The organism is Bacillus sp. FSL K6-3431 (genome assembly GCF_038002605.1).
Taxonomy (GTDB): domain Bacteria; phylum Bacillota; class Bacilli; order Bacillales; family Bacillaceae_C; genus Lederbergia.
Map to the genome: position 1 here is coordinate 2,428,552 of NZ_JBBOCT010000001.1, position 16,416 is coordinate 2,444,967.

The window sequence follows — 16,416 nt, forward strand, 5'->3', positions numbered from 1 at the left end:
TATACTCCCCTTCAACCCTTTTAAAAATTGTATTAAAAAGAATTAAGCAGGGAAAGCTTTCACTTCATTCAACCGGAGTTTGCACTACCACTGAATTACGTAAATCCCATTCATCCCGTCACTTATAGAAGTGGGGGACTTCTGCTGAATGAAGTTAAAAATTGATTACTGGAAAACATCAACTTCAGACAACTTGTCCCACACCCTTTTTCCACTTAATTCGATATTATGCATTTATCAACATTGTTTATTATCAAAGCCTAACTATTAATCTTACCTTATTAATCTTCTTCTAGTATTTAATACATACTGTATTAAGTATTCAAACCTCCCATATACTTGCCATGCATATCATCAACTTACTAGAGATCTTATTGATTTGTTTGAAAACAGGAATGAGGACTTGTTAATCTGTTTTATTAGTCTTTAAACTGCTCTGTCATTGTTTCGTTAAAACCAAAGAAATAGGTAAATAAAAACCCACATCCATATGCTGTTGCTACACCAGCTGCATATCCAAGCATACCAGTTACCCCGTTATCGATTAGCGGGAAAAGGGATAACCCCGCAACTCCGATAGAAGTTGAAGCAACCTCGAAATAAGCAATCACAGCCCCACCAACTCCGGCTCCCAAACAAGCTGTTAAGAATGGTCTACCTAAAGGTAATGTTACCCCGTACAATAATGGTTCGCCAATACCTAAGAATCCAACCGGCAATGCACCGCCAATTGCTTTCTTTAATTTTCGTTTTCTTGTTTTTACTAAGATAGCTATTGCTGCCCCTACTTGACCACAACCACCCATTGCTTGAATGGTAAAAAGAGGATCATTTCCCGTCTGATTAATCAACTCTAAGTGGAATGGGAAAAAACCTTGATGTAGGCCTGTTGCTAACAGTGGTAAAAAGGTTGCTCCCAATATAAATCCGGTAAAAATACCACCAACATCGAGTAATCCCATAAACATAGCTGTTATACCTTCGGCAATAAACCCACCTGCAGGCATAATAACAATATACGTAAGTAATCCAGTTATTAAAAAGGTAATAGTAGGAGTAATAATAATATCTAATGAAGCAGGGACTTTTTTGCGAATATTTTTTTCCAAGTAAGACATGAATGCAACAGACAATAGGACACTTACAATACCACCATTACCTGGCACTAATTCTTCTCCAAATATACTAATATTTGCAATTGCGGGATTTATGATTAGTCCACCAGCAATTGCTCCTAAGGAAGGTGTTCCACCGAATTCTTTCGCTGTATTAAAACCAACCACGATCGCTAAGTAAGTAAATAGGACTGATCCAATCACTTGAAGAATCAAAATAATAGTATTTTGGGTAATATCGATTCCCATTGTACTAGCTAATATTTGTGGAATCGCTTTAGATAAACCTGTAATTAATCCAGATGCAACAAGCGCCGGAATTATTGGAACAAATACATTTGCTAAACGACGAATAAACGCTTGAACTGGGTTTTTTTGCTTATTTCGAAGATTGGTTTTATTCTCTTTAGCGATACTTTTTAAGTCAATTTCCCCTTCATCGGTATCTTTTTCAATTATTTTCTCAAATTCTTCTTTTACTTTATTCACTTTTCCGGGTCCAATTATAACCTGAAGTGTATCTGCTTGAACAACACCAATAACTCCTTCGACTTGCTTTAAGTTATCTAAGTCAACAAGATCCTCATCTATTAATTTAATTCGTAATCGGGTCATACAACTAAAGGAGGAATCAATATTCCTTTTTCCACCAACTAAATCGTATATTTCTTTGGCCATTTTGTTGAAATTTTCCGCCACTATAATATTCTCCTTTATATGTGTTTTTGAAGTATAGTTCTACTATTATCTATAGCTCTAATGGATTCCTCGTAATATTTAGAAACATAATTAAAAAATAAAATATCAATGACAAATAGCTGATTAATTCTGGATGTTGTATATGCCGTTGGATATATAAATTCTTCCGTTGCTGAGGAATACAGGTTTACATCTGCATATTTCACTAGTTTATTTTTGGAATATTTTGTTAACGTAACAATCTTGATACCGCTCTCTTTTGCAGCCTTAGCTAGCTTTAATACTTCGCTCGTTTCTCCTGAAAATGAAATAAGGAATAATAAATCATCTTGTTCAGCATTTGCTATTAAACTCATTAATAAATGCAAATCCGTCATTGCACTGCATTGTTTATTCACTTTCGACCATTTATGCATAGCATCTAGTGAGACTATATAAGAAGCACCGATTCCATAAAAGTGAATTCGTTTCGATTGATACATTATTTTGGTAACAACTTCAATATCTTCTTCACTTGTTATCTTTTTTGTTTGCTCAATCGTCGACATGGTGTTGTTTGCTATTTTACTTATAATATTACTGGCTTTCTCATTTTTGGATACTTCACGAATTTCGATCGCTTCATCCTTAATACGGTCGCTTGCCAAAAGCAATTTTAGTTCTTGCCACCCTGACAAGCCAAGAGACTTAGATAAGCGTACAATCCCTGCATTACTAGAATTGGAAGCTTGTCCAATCTCTTTAGCTGTCATTCGAATAGCGTTATTAGGATTCTCAATAATAAATTTGGCTATTTTTTGTTCTGACTGAGATAGGTTTGGTAACATTTGCTTTAGTAACGTTATCCCGCTTATTCCCAAGGTTTATTACTCCTTTCTTAAAACATTTCGAATGTGGTTATCATGTCTCAATAAAGCCGCTTTTGCTTGTTCATAACCCATTTGCTTTATTTTCATGATTATAGCTGTTTTCACCTCTTTTTTTGCAGCTTCTAAGAGTTCTTTCGCTTCTTGCTCTTCGATATCAAGACAATTCTTTAAAATACTAAGAGCACGTTTATATAGTTTTTCATTGGTAATTTGTACATCCACCATTAAGTTTTCATACACTTTGCCTAACTTCACCATAGAACCAGTTGAAATCATGTTCAATACCATTTTATGTGCAGTTGCAGCCTTCATTCTTGTAGATCCAGTTAACACTTCAGAACCTGTTTCCACTTCAATTTTCATTTTTGCCTTTTTTCCAATATAACACCCTTTGTTAGAGGATAATGCAATGGTTGTTGCTCCCAATTGATTAGCATATGTGATCGCGCTTACGACATAAGGTGTTCTACCACTTGCGGCTATACCGATAAGACAATCCTTTTGACTTAATTGGATGGATTTCAAATCATGAATGGCATCCTCTTCGCTATCCTCCGAACCCTCTTGTGCATTAATCAAGGCTGCTTTTCCACCTGCAATAATACCTATCACTTCATCATTAATGGTACCAAACGTTGGCTTGCATTCAACAGAATCAACAATTCCAACTCTTCCACTAGTACCTGCACCAATGTATATAAGTCGTCCACCTTGACTTAATTGATTGACAATAACATCAATCACCTCTCCGATAGCTAGTAGCTCTTTTTCAACAGCTACTGCTACCTTTTTATCTTCCTCATTGATTAACGTAATCATTTGAATCGTCGAGAGAGAATCTAAGTTCATGGAATTTTCGTTTCTTTGTTCTGTAATTAATTTTTCTAGTGTCATGTTTTCACCCTTCTCGGAAATTTTAATTCATATTTTTTTATTTTTAACGAAATAATAATTCTTATAGATATAATATTCCGCTTTACCACAATTGTCAACCATTTAAAAAAAACATTCTTTAGCGTAAATCTAATAGCTAGTAACAATTTTTTGTCTATGTAGGGTCCTGCAAAATGCGGGTAATAAACGCTAAGCATTTCGATAATAAAAAGCCGATATCCAAAATAAATAAAAATCTTTTTCATAGGTGGAAAAGATAAAGAAATTCTTATTTACATTGAAGGTTTGTAAAACATAGAGGAAATAGATGACAACGTACTTTCACTGCTTATAAAGAACACAGATGAGAATTTTAACAATGTTAATAGTTTGATCGAAAAAAGAATATCTGTTTCCAATGTGAAAGAAATCAAAACACTTTCCGAGTGCCTACAAGAGATCTACTCGGGGAAATCCAGTGATACTGGTGGATAGGAGGAAATCGGGGTTCTCCTTAGGCCTTTCAAAATGGGAGAAACGTCCAGTTGAGGGACCGTCAAATGATTGGTGCGAAAAAAGTAGAAAAAGCATACCACCAATTGTTGCGAAGTGTAAAGTGGGCATTTGGAATTACACTAGGACTAATTCTTTTTGTTTCATTCTTCCGAGAAAAGATTCTTTATATTTTTACGAATGATCCAGATATTATCACCATAGGATCAGCGATTCTTTTATTCTGTATTTTTCTTGAACCAGGCCGAGTCTTAAACCATGTGATTATTAATTCGTTACGTGCTGCTGGGGAATTCCCTATATATATGCGATAACAACCTTTGTTTTGGTGTTACAACCTATACCCATGTATTGCAATTTTAGTTCAGGACTTCTTATTTTTCTTCTAAGTATGGAAGTGTTTACCCGTAGGTTCCCACAAATCCTTCACGTGGTCCATGTGGGCGATAAAAGTTCCATTGGCATATCTATTGGGTATTCATTTCGGCTATGGAGTGTTAGGAGTATGGATAGCTCATGCTATTGATGAGTGGATAAGAGGATTAATACATTACAAACGATGGACGGGGAAAAAGTGGCAAAAGAAACTAACCAGTGGGGATCCGAGTAGGCAGATTAAAATTGCGTTGTCCATCTATCGCCGGTCATTACGAGATTGATTTGGAATTGGATGAGAGTGAGAAAAAAGAGACCCGTGAAAATCGTTCTGTTTTAACAGGGTGCAATGTCATTGAAACGAATAACGAAGCGTTATCTGCCAAGGAGTTATGGCAGTTGTATACAACGTTGACCAAAATAGAGGCTGCCTTTAAGTCATTAAAATCAGATTTAGGAATGAGACCGGTTTATCCACCAACCAGCCGATCGAACGAAAGGGCACTTATTCATTGGTGTATTGGCCTATCATCTGTTAATAAGCATCGAATATTGATTAAGGGAATAGGTTGATCATCGTGACTGGTCAACAATCGAACAACTATCCAACCATCAACGGTCAACGGTAATCCTGACAGATGAAGTGGATCAGATTCATCATATCCGAGTTTCTGGAACACCAGAAAAAAATTACAGTGAAATTTATAGAATACTAGGGATAAAAGATCCATCAAAAAGAAAACACGAAATTGTCGGAAAAAAGTTATAGCAACCAAATAAAAGGTGGAAATCCCAACATGACGGAATTTCCAGGCTTTCTATATGAAACTTGGGCTAACTTCTCCATCACTTCCATATTTGCAATATTAGCACCTAACATCGGGTCAACCTAGACTCCTAACTCATGTGCCTTTTTAACAAATTGCTTTAAACCTTCTTTTCCACCCATCCTTAAGCTCGGTTCATATTCAGGATAATTATAATAATACCTCCCATCCCATCCAGGCAAAAATGCGAGTACATTTTTACCCTCCATCTCATTAATTATCCATTCCAATCGTTTCTCCATTTCAGCAAAGATGTTAAAAACATGCCCAGTCCAATGCTCACCATGCAGTATAGTTACAAGTTTAATATCTTCTAACCATTTAGGTGTATCTGTTCTTTGATTATATGGAACCAATCCAAAGTTTCTTTCTAAATCTTCGCAGCGTTCCAGTAACACGGACTTCTTGCTTTGATTACATCCAATATGCCACGCTGGCATTTTCATTTCATTTGATCTATAGCGCTTATCCTCCTCATGAGAAAGGTCTAGAACTTGCGTTTCAAGATATGGGTCATAATGGCTTGCGAACCCTTTTAATCGTAATTTGTCATCTTTGGACAATACGAACCAATTATTATTATTTTGGTCCTCTACAAAAACAACTGGCATCTTTAACTTAGATGGATAATGTTGTGCTTTAATGTCACGGAAATAGCTATCATGTGTGAGCGTTACAGTATTATTCTGATCAAAATAAAATGACTTTAGATTAATATCGAATACCTGAATCAGCATAGATTTACACAATTCATCTGAATGACTACCTTTTGCATTAATGATGAATCGATCATCTTTATCTAACGTAATTTCAAGTTCCATTTCTCCTTCTGCCTTTTCCTGGTTTCCTGCCCATGAAAGACCTGTTGCTTTTAAGTAGACCCGATCATTTTCTTCTATTATTTCTACACGGTCGGGATCTGGTGCATAAGCATTTACCTCCGTAAACAATCTAACAGCAAAACGAAGCTGCTTCAACTGAATAAGTGTATCTCCAAAATCATAACCAATTGTATACATGTACGTACCTCCGATTCATTTAATAAAGGGTAATACGGTGATTCAGCGAATAATACAAAGGAGAGAAATTTTATAAAGGGGTCAGTTATTAAATGACAAAAAGTCTAAAGATGCCCATCAATAATCCCGTTGAATTTATTTCTGGCGGACAGTTTATTTCTGAAAAGCCTTGGATTCATACTAAAAGAAATATAAATAGTTTTGAAATAATCATTGGAGCAAATAAAACACTTTACATAGAGCAAGATGGCATTGATTACGAGGTAAATCCCGGTGATGTGCTAGTCATATTACCTCATATGGAACATAAAGGTTTTGATACTAGTGATAAAGAACTTTCTTTTTACTGGTTTCACTTCTACTGCCCAGCTAATTATGAAATTATAAACCAAGAGATAATGAAGGATGAGGTAAATAATGTAAGAGTAAACGCAAAGGATAGCCAGTCCGATAATTATATTTATTTACCGATCTTTTTCACCCCAAGTAGCATCGATCGAGTTAATATCATGTTTCGACAACTATTACATGTTTATCAATCAAACTACTTTACTCCCTATAGTGGTCACTATTTAACAACCTCTATTCTTATTGAGTTAACCGAACAAGCTATCTCACATTTATATTTACCAACTTCAAGTACGGAAGAAGATAATAACCTACATTCATTATTAGAATGGACGCGAATTCACGCACTGGAAAACATTTCAGTCACATCCATTGCGAAAAGATTTAATTATAGTCGGGAATATTTATCCCGTCATTTCAAGAAAAATACAGGAATGACACTAATCGAGTATATACATTTTATAAGAATTTCTAAGGCAAAAGATTATCTGGCCCGCACTAATGAAAGTATTAAAGAAATTGCTTATCAGGTCGGCTTTCAAGATGAAAAGTACTTTATGAAGCTGTTTAAAAAATATGAAAGAATGACACCAACAGAGTATAGATCTTCCTTTTTCCGTATAAAAATGAACAATAATTAAAAGATTTAAAAAGAACAGGGTTGCCCTTTAACAAAAGCACTTTGGGACAACCCTATCCCTAATTAAAGCTTATTCTTCCCTAATCCAAACGAGCATTTCTCCAGGTTTGCGATTACTCCAAGAAAAATATGGGATTGCTTTAATCTTAGATGTCACCTTCTCTATATCCCCTATAAAATAAAGCTGGTCGCGATCCTTTTCTTTCATTCGTAAACCCTCACCTGTAATAACAGTTACGCCATCTAATAAATTTTCCTCATATGTTACTGATAATGCTGAACTGGCGACTAAACTAATTGATTTTAAATTCTCTCCATTGTCCGCTTCTTCGATACAGTAAACAATTGGGCCGCGTTGCAAAGCTATTTTTCCAATATTTTCTCTCACATTAGGATTTGCACGTACCATTTCAACCGGCATCGGAAGTAACAATTCAATTTGGTCATCATTCTTCCATGTGCGGGCGATTTTTGCATATCCTTTATCGGAGATGGATGAAACGTCTACTATTTCACCGTTCACCTTCATTTTTGGTGCTTTACACCATGAAGGCAAACGAAGTGCGACTGTAAATTCCATTTCTTTGTCAATTTCTATCTGAACATTGACCTTTTCATCCCATGGATATTCCGTTTTTTGTGTAATCCTAACTCTTTGCCCATCAAGTTGAACATCCGCATTACCTCCAATGTATTGATGGACGAATACTTCTTTATTACTGTCATTATACGAATATATATATTTACCTAAAGAGGCTATTAATCTTGATAGATTAGGTGGACAACATGCGCAGCCAAACCAAGATTGTCTTCTGTACTGAACAGAGCCCATATCATTTCGATGTTCTACAGTGGAAGGCCATACTTCTAATGGATTGACATAAAAATAACTTTTTCCATCTAACGACATTCCACTTAATATCCCATTGTATAAAGCGCGTTCAATTACATCCGCATACTCACTATTCTCTTCTATTTGCAGCATGCGATCTGCCCAGAACACTAAAGCAATGGAAGCACATGTTTCAGTGTAAGCACGATCATTTGGCAAATCATAGTCCACTGTAAAAGATTCTCGATACTGTGATGAACCTATTCCTCCAGTAATATACATTCTTTGTCTTGTAACATTTTTCCAAAGCTGCCTACAAGCTTCTATTATGCTTTCATCTTGTAATTCTGTAGCGAGATCGACCATTCCACTATATAAATAGACAGCCCTGACTGAGTGCCCTTCTGCTGTTTTTTGTTCTCTAACAGGGAGGTGGGCTTGTGAATAGCTTTTACTGTGAAATAAATCTCGCTTGTTCTTTTGTTTTTCCACTCTTAGCTCCGCTTCTATATCATAATAATGTGGTTGTGCCCCTCTTTCTTCTATAAAAAACTTACATAATTCCAAGTGTTTTTTATTTCCTGTTACTTTGTATAGCTTCATCAGTGCAAGCTCAATTTCTGGGTGACCTGGATACCCTCGTTTTTTTCCAGATTCTGGCCCTAACACTGAATCAATGTGATCCACTAGCTTACATACAATATCGATGATTTTTTGTTTTCCTGTCGCTTCATAATAAGCAACTGCTGCTTCAATTAAATGTCCAGCACAATATAATTCATGATCGTCTCTAAGGTTTGTCCACTTTTTATCTGGATGAGCAACTGTAAAATAAGTATTTAAATAGCCATCTGATAGTTGTGCACGCCCGACTAAATCAATCACACCATCCGCAATCCCCTCCAGGTCTTCGTCCCTATTTACGGCTAAGGTATGGCCAACAGTTTCTAACCACTTAGCTAAATCACTATCCTGAAAAACCATGCCGTAATAATCGTCATTCGATTCTCCTGCTGCAATTCGAAAATTTTCTATTGTATGGCTTGGTTCAGCTCCAGGTATCGCATCATTTAAAGCGGCCCATTGATAAGGTATAACAGTTTCTTTGATGAGCTTTTGCCGTTTTGACCAAAATGAGTCTTCAATTACCACATTTTTTAAATTTACATTCTCTAATCGTTTCATGCTTACTTTTTCCATTCCGGATTCCTCCAATATAGATTATTTTTTATTCACCTTTAATTCCAGATAATGTAACGCCTTTGATGAAAGCATCCTGCGCGAGCAAAAAGATGATAATTACTGGTAGAACGCTTATAACAGTTCCAGCCATTAATACAGGCCAATCAGTTGCATACATACCTTGCATGGATGCCAATCCTAGCGGAAGCGTCATTTTACTTTGAGTATTAATATATACAAGTGGACTAAAAAAGTCATTCCACGTCCCCATAAAGACAAATATGCCCAGAGTTGCCATCGCAGGCATTGTTAATGGCACAAATATCCGCCAGTAAACTCCGAACGGTGTGCAACCATCGATTTTAGCCGCTTCTTCCAATGACTTTGGAATAGTAAGGAAAAACTGTCTCATTAAAAACGTCCCAAAAGCGCTTACTAATCCAGGTAATATTAAAGCGGCATGAGTGTCCACTAATCCATAAAATCGCATAATAACAAAGTTTGGGATCATCGTTACTTGTAATGGGATCATAAGCGTTGCTAAGTATAAACCAAAGATCAAATCCCTACCTTTAAACTTTAATCTCGCAAAAACAAATCCTGCCATGGAGCTAGTAAGGAGTTGAGAAATGACAACAATGCTAGTCACCTTTAAACTGTTTAAAAAATATTGCATAAAAGGAAAACGATCTGATATTTTCAAATAATTTTCCAATTGGATTGACTCACCTAGGAGCGTCGGAGGGAACACAAACACTTCGCCTAATTCTTTTAATGATGTACTTACCATCCATACAAAGGGAAATAACATGGTAATTGCCCCAAGACTAAGGCATATATGCGCAATCATATTTTTATAGCGAATCGGCCTTTTGGTTGTCATTTTTCTCTTTTTAGTAAGATTTACATTAACTCCATCAACTTTAATATCTTTCATTACTAATTTACTCATTATGCACCCCCTTCTATTAAACTTCCCCTCTTTTCTTCTGTAATGTGAATTGTATTAATGTAAAGATGAGAACAAGGAAAAATAAAATGTAAGCCATCGCACTTGCATAACCCATCCTAAAATACTCAAAGCCGTTTTGATATAAATAGTGTACCAGCACGGACGTTGATCGAGCCGGTCCTCCACCTGTCATTAAGAATACTGCATCAAATACTTGGAACGAACCAATGATAGCCATCACTGTAACAAAGAATGTCGTCGGTCTTAGCAGTGGGACTGTAATATAAAGAAACTTTTTAAACCATGTAGCACCATCAATATCCGCTGCTTCATAATAGCTTTCCGATATTCCCTGAATTCCGGCAAGGAATATCAGCATATTAAATCCTAACCCTTTCCAAATGGAAGTGATCATAACTGCCGGCATTGCCCACTTCGTATCACTGAGCCAGCTAGGGCCTTTGATTCCAATTAAACTTAGAATGAAGTTTAGTAAACCGTACTCCGGATTATAAATCCATTGCCATACTACTGCGACTGCAACCATTGAAGAGATAACCGGTAAAAAATAAGCGGCTCTATAAAACTTAATAAACCTTATCTTCTGATTTAGAGCAACAGCTAAAAACAGAGAAATAATAATACCCACAGGTACTGTCACAGCTGTAAAATAAAGCGTGTTCCATAACACCTTTCTAAACGTTTCATCATTAAATAGATTTGTATAATTTTCAAAACCAACCCATTTAATAGGTGTTAGGAGATCCCAACTCGTAAAGCTAAGAAAAAAAGAAGCAACAACAGGGAAAAGAACAAAGATCAAAAATCCGATTAAACTTGGCAGCAATAATATAAACGCCCATGGCCCATCCTTATAAAATATTGTATTCAGATTCAAGCTTTTCCCTCCTTGATCAGTAGATCTAGAAACCTAATAGGGTATAAAGGTTAATTAGTCTTTTGTTAGTTCTTCATTTACCCTTCTATCAATATTAGAGAGAACATCTTCAACAGGTTGGTCATCATACCAAAACTTATCTAATTCTTCTATCATGATGTCATCTATTTGGTTTTTCCCAATCTTGGCAAATGGATCTACATTTGCTGCTTGAAAATAAGGTACTAATTCCTTAAATCCATCAGGATGAACAGTTTCGTTAAACCATTTTTCAATACCTTCCTCGGTATACAGAGATGCTCTGTTTGGCATCCACAAACCTTCACTAATTAATTCAATCTGATATTCCTCAGAGGATAGGAAACTAATAAATTCCCACGCTTCATCTGGATACTTTGTATTAACAGATGCTGCATGAACATGTGCTTGTCCATTTGTCACAGGTTGAGTAAACTTCGGAAGAGCAGCTACACCAACAGGAAAATCCATTTGACTTAATTGTTGTAACGACCACGATCCATCGATTAACATCGCTATTTTTCCTGTTTGCAGCATTTGCGATGCACTCATTCCCGAATCCTCTAATAATTTAGCTTCGGGACTTACCCCATTTTTCTTCAATGCCAGTATTGCCTCTAATACATCTTTTGTTTGTTGTGAATTCATGCTTACTGCTGAATAATCATTATTAAAGATAGAGCCATCATTCTCCATTATTGCTGCAACAGTATTGGCAAATGTTTCAAAGCCATAAGTACCAAATTGAGTTATCTTATTACCTTCTTTTTCTGTTAGATCTTGAGCAACACTTGCAAACTCCTCCCATGTCCAAGCTTCATCTGGATTACTCGGTGGATAGGGAACGCCTGCTTCATCAAAAATTTCTTTATTATAATAAAGAACTGGGGAAACTGTACAACTACTTACACCATAAATATTTCCATCTATTTGCATAATATCTGCTGCAGAAGGTATAAAGTCGTCTATACTTAGATCTTTTTCAAAATAGGTTGATAGGTCTAGGAGAACACCACGATCTTGGAATGCACGATAATCTACGGATCCAAGGAAGAATACATCCGGAGGAGCATCACCGGCCATCATCGTTAACAGTTTAGAAGCATATTGATCACCAGGTACAGGTGTGTATTCGACTTTAATATTCGGATGTATTTCTTCAAATTTCTTTATCCCATTTTTAACACTTTCTGTCTCCAGCGGACTTGCTTCCCATCCCATAAATTTCAGGGTCACAGGACCATCCTTACTGTCATTTGTTTTGGTTTCCTTTGATGAACAACCTAGCAATACAAGGGAAACTGCTATGACTGTGAACAGAATAAGCTTTAATCTCTTTTCCACTTTTCATTCCTCCCCTATTAATGTTTTACTCCTTCTTCTTAAGGTCTCAACATTCCAGTTCTAATGGCGCTTATCCTTGTGGAATTTATACTATCATCTCGTTAATTTTTTGTCGGTGGACTAAAAACTATATTAGGTGTATAAAGGTGACTATTATTTTTAAATTTTCTAAAATTAATGTCGAGTCTTGTTAAACGGGGGTTTTGGAGAGTATTTTATCGTTTTCAAAACAAAAAAGGGAGAATGCCTTTTTCTAAATATCAGATATATAATGAAGAGAGTTTGCAAACTCGACTTTTTCTCGGATCAATGGCTCGCAAAGTGCTCGAAGTGATTAGTATAACTCCATATAATTTCGTTGGCGTGGGGCGGTCCAGTATTCCAGCAAAATGAAGAAAGACTGCCGAGAATTTTTCTCGACAGTCTGAAAGCCTATAATCATCCTTCACATATTTCAATATGATCTATTTTTATTCTATCACTCTACTTTATCCCTTCACGCCACCAACTGTAAGCCCTGCTACAAAATAACGTTGAAAGAAAATAAATAGAAATATAATTGGAATAATAGTCATGACGGATCCGGCAATTAATACATCGTAATTATTCCCGTACGGAGTTAATAATGTTGCTAAACCGATTGGTAAAGTAAACATCGAGTTGGATCGTAATACAATTAATGGCCATAGGAAGTTATTCCAGCTACCAAGGCCTTGCAGTATAGCCATTGCCGCTAAAGATGGTGCCATTAACGGTAACATAATTTTGAAAAATATACCGTATTCAGTTGATCCATCAATCCTAGCTGCATCCATTAATTCTTTCGGAAGACCTAATGCATACTGCCTAAAGAAAAAGACGGCAATAGGTGCAACAATTGCAGGCATGATTACGGCAGCATATGTATCAATTAACTGCATACTGATCATTAATTGGTACAGTGGTAACATTAATATTTCAAATGGTACCATCAATATAAATAGAACGAGGATGAAGAAAAAATTTCTGCCTTTAAAATCATATACCGCTAATGCGTAGCCAACCATTGAAGAAAAAAACAATGATAGGACTATTGTAATTGCAGTGATTATAAGACTATTTCCATACCAAGTCCAATATTTACTTGCTTCAATAAATATATAAGTATAGTTATCAATGTTTAATTTGCTAGGATCGAAGGTTAGGCTGATACCATTACGCATCAACTCAGATGACGGTCTAAATGAAGAAAGCAATAAACTTATGATTGGAAATAGCGCTATAAAGGAAAATATCACAAAACTGATATTAGCTGTCCATTTTAGGGCTACATCATTATTATTCTTTTTCATTTATTCATCCCCCTTTTTAAACGTTCCGGTGAGGATTAGTTGAATGAAGCTAACAACAAAAATAATTAACATTAATACGACACCAATCGCTGCACCAAATCCCATATTATTTTGTTGAATTCCTTGTTGATATATATAACCCACGACACTTAAACCTATATTTCCTGGTGAGCCCGCTTCCCAGAATACAAAGCTTTCTTCAAACATGCGAAAACCATTTATAACTGAAATAGTTGAAACAAAAACAGTTACAGGCTTTAAAAAAGGAAGTGTTACAAACCTAAATTTTTGAAACTTAGTTGCCCCATCAATATCTGCTGCTTCATATAATTCATTAGGAACATTTTGTAACGCAGCTAAGAAGTATAAAATATTTACCCCCATCCAACGCCATGAGCAAAGTAAAACCATTAAAAACATTCCGGACCAGGCATTATATCTCCAATCTACAGAATCTAATCCAATCCAATGAAGAAATTGGTTAGCTGCCGCGGTGTCCGTTTCTCCAAACATTAAACGAAAAACCATACCAGCAACAATCGTTGAAGTTAATGCTGGAATAAATAGCGATGCCCTAAATATTGTTTTAAATTTGATAAACTTTGAATCTAATAAAACAGATAGGATAATTGGAATTGTCACTAAAATGACTACGCTAAAAATAACATAAATAGTAGTATTCGATAATGCTTTGTAAAAGGTTGGGTTAAAGATCCTAGTATAATTATCAATACCAACGAATGTAACCTGCCCGGGCAATACTTTTTGAAAACTCATGATTACTGCTTTAATGGATGGATAAAAAGAAAAGACTAGAAATGAAAGTAGAAATGGTGCAACAAATATATACGGTACTACACTCTTGGAATTTAAAAAAGCTAAGATTTTATTAGGACTTTTAATAGGTGTAAATTCCTTCGTCATACTTCTGGATGTCGGTAACATAAAATCCCTCCCTTAATTAGTACGAATATCTTCAATATGATGCTTAACAAATAGATGTTTGCATGGGTGATATTAAATGACATCTCATCTATTTTCTATAATAATTTCCCTTAGAATAAGTCCTTAGTTATAATATTTTTAAGGATATATATAACAAAATTGCAAGGTACATAGTAATGTGCCTTGCAATTTACTTTTTACATTTACTTCATATTGCTTTTAATTGTTTTTGCGGCTTGTTTAAGTGCTTCTTCAGGTGTTTGTGATTGCTGTCTAAGAACACTATCAAATACATTTGTATTAATCTCATTAGCAACTTCTGGAGTGTATTCTGTAATGTTAACCGCATTAATTTCATCTTTTACATCAAGCAGCGTATCAAAAATATCATTCCCAAAGAATTGATAAAACTTATTATCCGCTTTTACTTCTTCACTTTCCCAAACGTCCCAGCGTGGAGGATCAAAGCCTAAAACTGTCCATAATTTAATATTTGCTTCTTTGGATAGTTTTGCAAAAGCCAAGAATTCTTTTGCAAGGTCTGCATGCTTCGTTTGGTTTGTAACAACAGTACCTGTACCACCCATACCTGCTGAACGGTTTCCGCCTTCTTCCCATGCAGGCATTGGACGAACTACTATCTTCCCTTTAAGATCTCCCATATAATCTGTGAATCTGCCCATATACCAAATCGGCATAGAAACACTAGCAGCTCCACCATCATTCATATAAGCATAAAACTCTTCAGCATGTGGTTCCCCACCAGGAGTTAGCTCGGCAATTTCATGCTTGTAAAGCATGTCATTCAAAAATTCTAATGTCTTTATATTAATGTCGTTATCCACCGTAAGTTCTCCAGCCTCATTAAACCAATCAGAACCTTGCTGGCTAATCATTTCCCACATCGTCATATAATCACCGGTATGGACAGTTGTCATCTTAGCATCTGTGTTTGTGGCAACCTTTTTCCCGGCTTCAACGTAGTCATCCCAAGTCTTAATAGAGTCGATGTCTACACCAGCTTTATCCATAATTTCTTTATTGTAGTACATGACAGATGCTCCAACATGCGTCGGCATACCATAGTAATTATCATCTTTAGAGTAAATATCAAAACGTGATTTAACAAAATTATCTATTTCAGGTTCAACATACTCATTCATCGGTAACAACTGCGGTTCTCCCTGTAAGAAGTTAGGAAAGCGGCCAATTTCAATATCAGATATATCTGGTGCACCTTTACCAGATTGTAAGGCTAATAGAAGATTATTATGCATTTGATCGTAAGGGTACGTTTCCGCTTTTAATTTGATCGGCTTGTCAGGATTCGCTTCATTCCAACGTGGTACTGCGTCTTTAAAAAAGTCCATATGCAATTCAACAAACGTCCAATACGTTAATTCTGTCGCATCTTCTACATCGTCACCAATGAGCATTGTTTCTTCTGCATCCCCTGAACCCTTGTCTCCCCCGCAAGCGATTAAAACCACGGACATTAATCCAATAAGAAACACTAATAGACCTTTTTTAATCATCATATCCCCCTCGATCAATTTATTTTTGTAGTGCTTACAAGTCTTATCAGCTACATATACGCTAGATTTCTATCCTCCAGCAAGATACTTAACCACAAGAA

The 16,416-nt window shown here is 35.9% G+C and carries 15 protein-coding genes and 1 pseudogene; 4 read left to right on the forward strand and 12 right to left on the reverse strand.

Annotated features, from left to right (window positions below):
• Positions 1-419: 419 nt before the first annotated feature.
• The 3 genes from MHB53_RS12340 to murQ are packed head-to-tail and all read right to left on the reverse strand — an operon-like array spanning position 420 to position 3,577.
• Positions 420-1,793 carry a PTS transporter subunit EIIC gene (locus MHB53_RS12340; protein ID WP_340924655.1) on the reverse strand — a complete coding sequence of 458 codons (1,374 nt, stop codon included), beginning with the start codon at positions 1,791-1,793 and terminating at the stop codon, positions 420-422.
• A 35-nt stretch (positions 1,794-1,828) separates the two neighbouring features.
• Positions 1,829-2,674 carry a MurR/RpiR family transcriptional regulator gene (locus MHB53_RS12345; protein WP_340918673.1) on the reverse strand — a complete coding sequence of 282 codons (846 nt, stop codon included), beginning with the start codon at positions 2,672-2,674 and terminating at the stop codon, positions 1,829-1,831.
• A 6-nt stretch (positions 2,675-2,680) separates the two neighbouring features.
• On the reverse strand, positions 2,681-3,577 hold the full coding sequence (gene murQ / locus MHB53_RS12350; RefSeq protein ID WP_340918675.1) for an N-acetylmuramic acid 6-phosphate etherase: 897 nt from the start codon (positions 3,575-3,577) through the stop codon (positions 2,681-2,683).
• Positions 3,578-4,101: 524 nt separating this feature from the next.
• Between murQ and MHB53_RS12355 the strand changes: the two genes are divergently transcribed.
• A complete protein-coding gene (locus MHB53_RS12355) occupies positions 4,102-4,383 on the forward strand; it encodes an MATE family efflux transporter (RefSeq protein ID WP_340918678.1) in 282 nt (93 codons plus the stop codon).
• Here MHB53_RS12355 and MHB53_RS12360 read toward each other — a convergent pair.
• On the reverse strand, positions 4,367-4,492 hold the full coding sequence (locus MHB53_RS12360; protein WP_340924658.1) for a spore germination protein: 126 nt from the start codon (positions 4,490-4,492) through the stop codon (positions 4,367-4,369). The two genes, MHB53_RS12355 and MHB53_RS12360, sit on opposite strands and share 17 nt — an antisense overlap.
• Positions 4,493-4,503: 11 nt before the next feature.
• On the opposite strand from MHB53_RS12360, the pseudogene MHB53_RS12365 reads away from it, so the two are divergent.
• Positions 4,504-4,728 (forward strand): annotated as a pseudogene (locus MHB53_RS12365) (hypothetical protein); the annotation flags it as partial.
• Positions 4,664-5,017: a hypothetical protein gene (locus MHB53_RS12370; RefSeq protein ID WP_340918680.1), complete on the forward strand. Its 354-nt coding sequence runs from the start codon at positions 4,664-4,666 to the stop codon at positions 5,015-5,017. The pseudogene MHB53_RS12365 and the gene MHB53_RS12370, both read left to right, overlap by 65 nt.
• Positions 5,018-5,333: 316 nt before the next feature.
• Here MHB53_RS12370 and MHB53_RS12375 read toward each other — a convergent pair whose 3' ends face one another.
• On the reverse strand, positions 5,334-6,290 hold the full coding sequence (locus tag MHB53_RS12375) for a hypothetical protein (protein ID WP_340918682.1): 957 nt from the start codon (positions 6,288-6,290) through the stop codon (positions 5,334-5,336).
• Positions 6,291-6,382: 92 nt separating this feature from the next.
• Between MHB53_RS12375 and MHB53_RS12380 the strand changes: the two genes are divergently transcribed.
• Entirely contained in the window at positions 6,383-7,279 is an 897-nt protein-coding gene (locus MHB53_RS12380) for a helix-turn-helix domain-containing protein (RefSeq protein WP_340918685.1), read from the forward strand.
• A gap of 69 nt (positions 7,280-7,348) precedes the next feature.
• On the opposite strand, the gene MHB53_RS12385 is transcribed toward MHB53_RS12380, so the two are convergent.
• The 7 genes from MHB53_RS12385 to MHB53_RS12415 all read right to left on the reverse strand — a co-directional run bounded on the left by MHB53_RS12385 (position 7,349) and on the right by MHB53_RS12415 (position 16,312).
• Entirely contained in the window at positions 7,349-9,310 is a 1,962-nt protein-coding gene (locus MHB53_RS12385; RefSeq protein ID WP_340918688.1) for a glycoside hydrolase family 127 protein, read from the reverse strand.
• 28 nt (positions 9,311-9,338) lie between these two features.
• Positions 9,339-10,244 carry a carbohydrate ABC transporter permease gene (locus tag MHB53_RS12390; RefSeq protein ID WP_340918691.1) on the reverse strand — a complete coding sequence of 302 codons (906 nt, stop codon included), beginning with the start codon at positions 10,242-10,244 and terminating at the stop codon, positions 9,339-9,341.
• A gap of 16 nt (positions 10,245-10,260) precedes the next feature.
• Positions 10,261-11,136, reverse strand: coding sequence for a carbohydrate ABC transporter permease (locus tag MHB53_RS12395; RefSeq protein ID WP_340924661.1), 876 nt, complete (start codon positions 11,134-11,136; stop codon positions 10,261-10,263).
• Between the two features lie 60 nt (positions 11,137-11,196).
• On the reverse strand, positions 11,197-12,504 hold the full coding sequence (locus tag MHB53_RS12400; protein WP_340918694.1) for an ABC transporter substrate-binding protein: 1,308 nt from the start codon (positions 12,502-12,504) through the stop codon (positions 11,197-11,199).
• Between the two features lie 488 nt (positions 12,505-12,992).
• Positions 12,993-13,835 carry a carbohydrate ABC transporter permease gene (locus MHB53_RS12405; protein WP_340918696.1) on the reverse strand — a complete coding sequence of 281 codons (843 nt, stop codon included), beginning with the start codon at positions 13,833-13,835 and terminating at the stop codon, positions 12,993-12,995.
• On the reverse strand, positions 13,836-14,759 hold the full coding sequence (locus tag MHB53_RS12410) for a carbohydrate ABC transporter permease (RefSeq protein ID WP_445661515.1): 924 nt from the start codon (positions 14,757-14,759) through the stop codon (positions 13,836-13,838). It lies immediately after the preceding gene.
• Between the two features lie 224 nt (positions 14,760-14,983).
• Positions 14,984-16,312, reverse strand: a complete 1,329-nt coding sequence (locus tag MHB53_RS12415; RefSeq protein WP_340924663.1) for an ABC transporter substrate-binding protein — start codon at positions 16,310-16,312, stop codon at positions 14,984-14,986.
• Positions 16,313-16,416 lie beyond the last annotated feature (104 nt).

Excerpts from the sequence above, each read along its gene's own strand:
- MHB53_RS12340 (WP_340924655.1), bottom strand. The coding sequence starts at position 1,793 with ATGGCCAAAGAAATATACGATTTAGTTGGTGGAAAAAGGAATATTGAT.
- murQ (WP_340918675.1), bottom strand. The coding sequence starts at position 3,577 with ATGACACTAGAAAAATTAATTACAGAACAAAGAAACGAAAATTCCATG.
- MHB53_RS12375 (WP_340918682.1), bottom strand. The coding sequence starts at position 6,290 with ATGTATACAATTGGTTATGATTTTGGAGATACACTTATTCAGTTGAAG.
- MHB53_RS12380 (WP_340918685.1), top strand. The coding sequence starts at position 6,383 with ATGACAAAAAGTCTAAAGATGCCCATCAATAATCCCGTTGAATTTATT.
- MHB53_RS12385 (WP_340918688.1), bottom strand. The coding sequence starts at position 9,310 with ATGGAAAAAGTAAGCATGAAACGATTAGAGAATGTAAATTTAAAAAAT.
- MHB53_RS12390 (WP_340918691.1), bottom strand. The coding sequence starts at position 10,244 with ATGAGTAAATTAGTAATGAAAGATATTAAAGTTGATGGAGTTAATGTA.
- MHB53_RS12405 (WP_340918696.1), bottom strand. The coding sequence starts at position 13,835 with ATGAAAAAGAATAATAATGATGTAGCCCTAAAATGGACAGCTAATATC.
- MHB53_RS12410 (WP_445661515.1), bottom strand. The coding sequence starts at position 14,759 with ATGACGAAGGAATTTACACCTATTAAAAGTCCTAATAAAATCTTAGCT.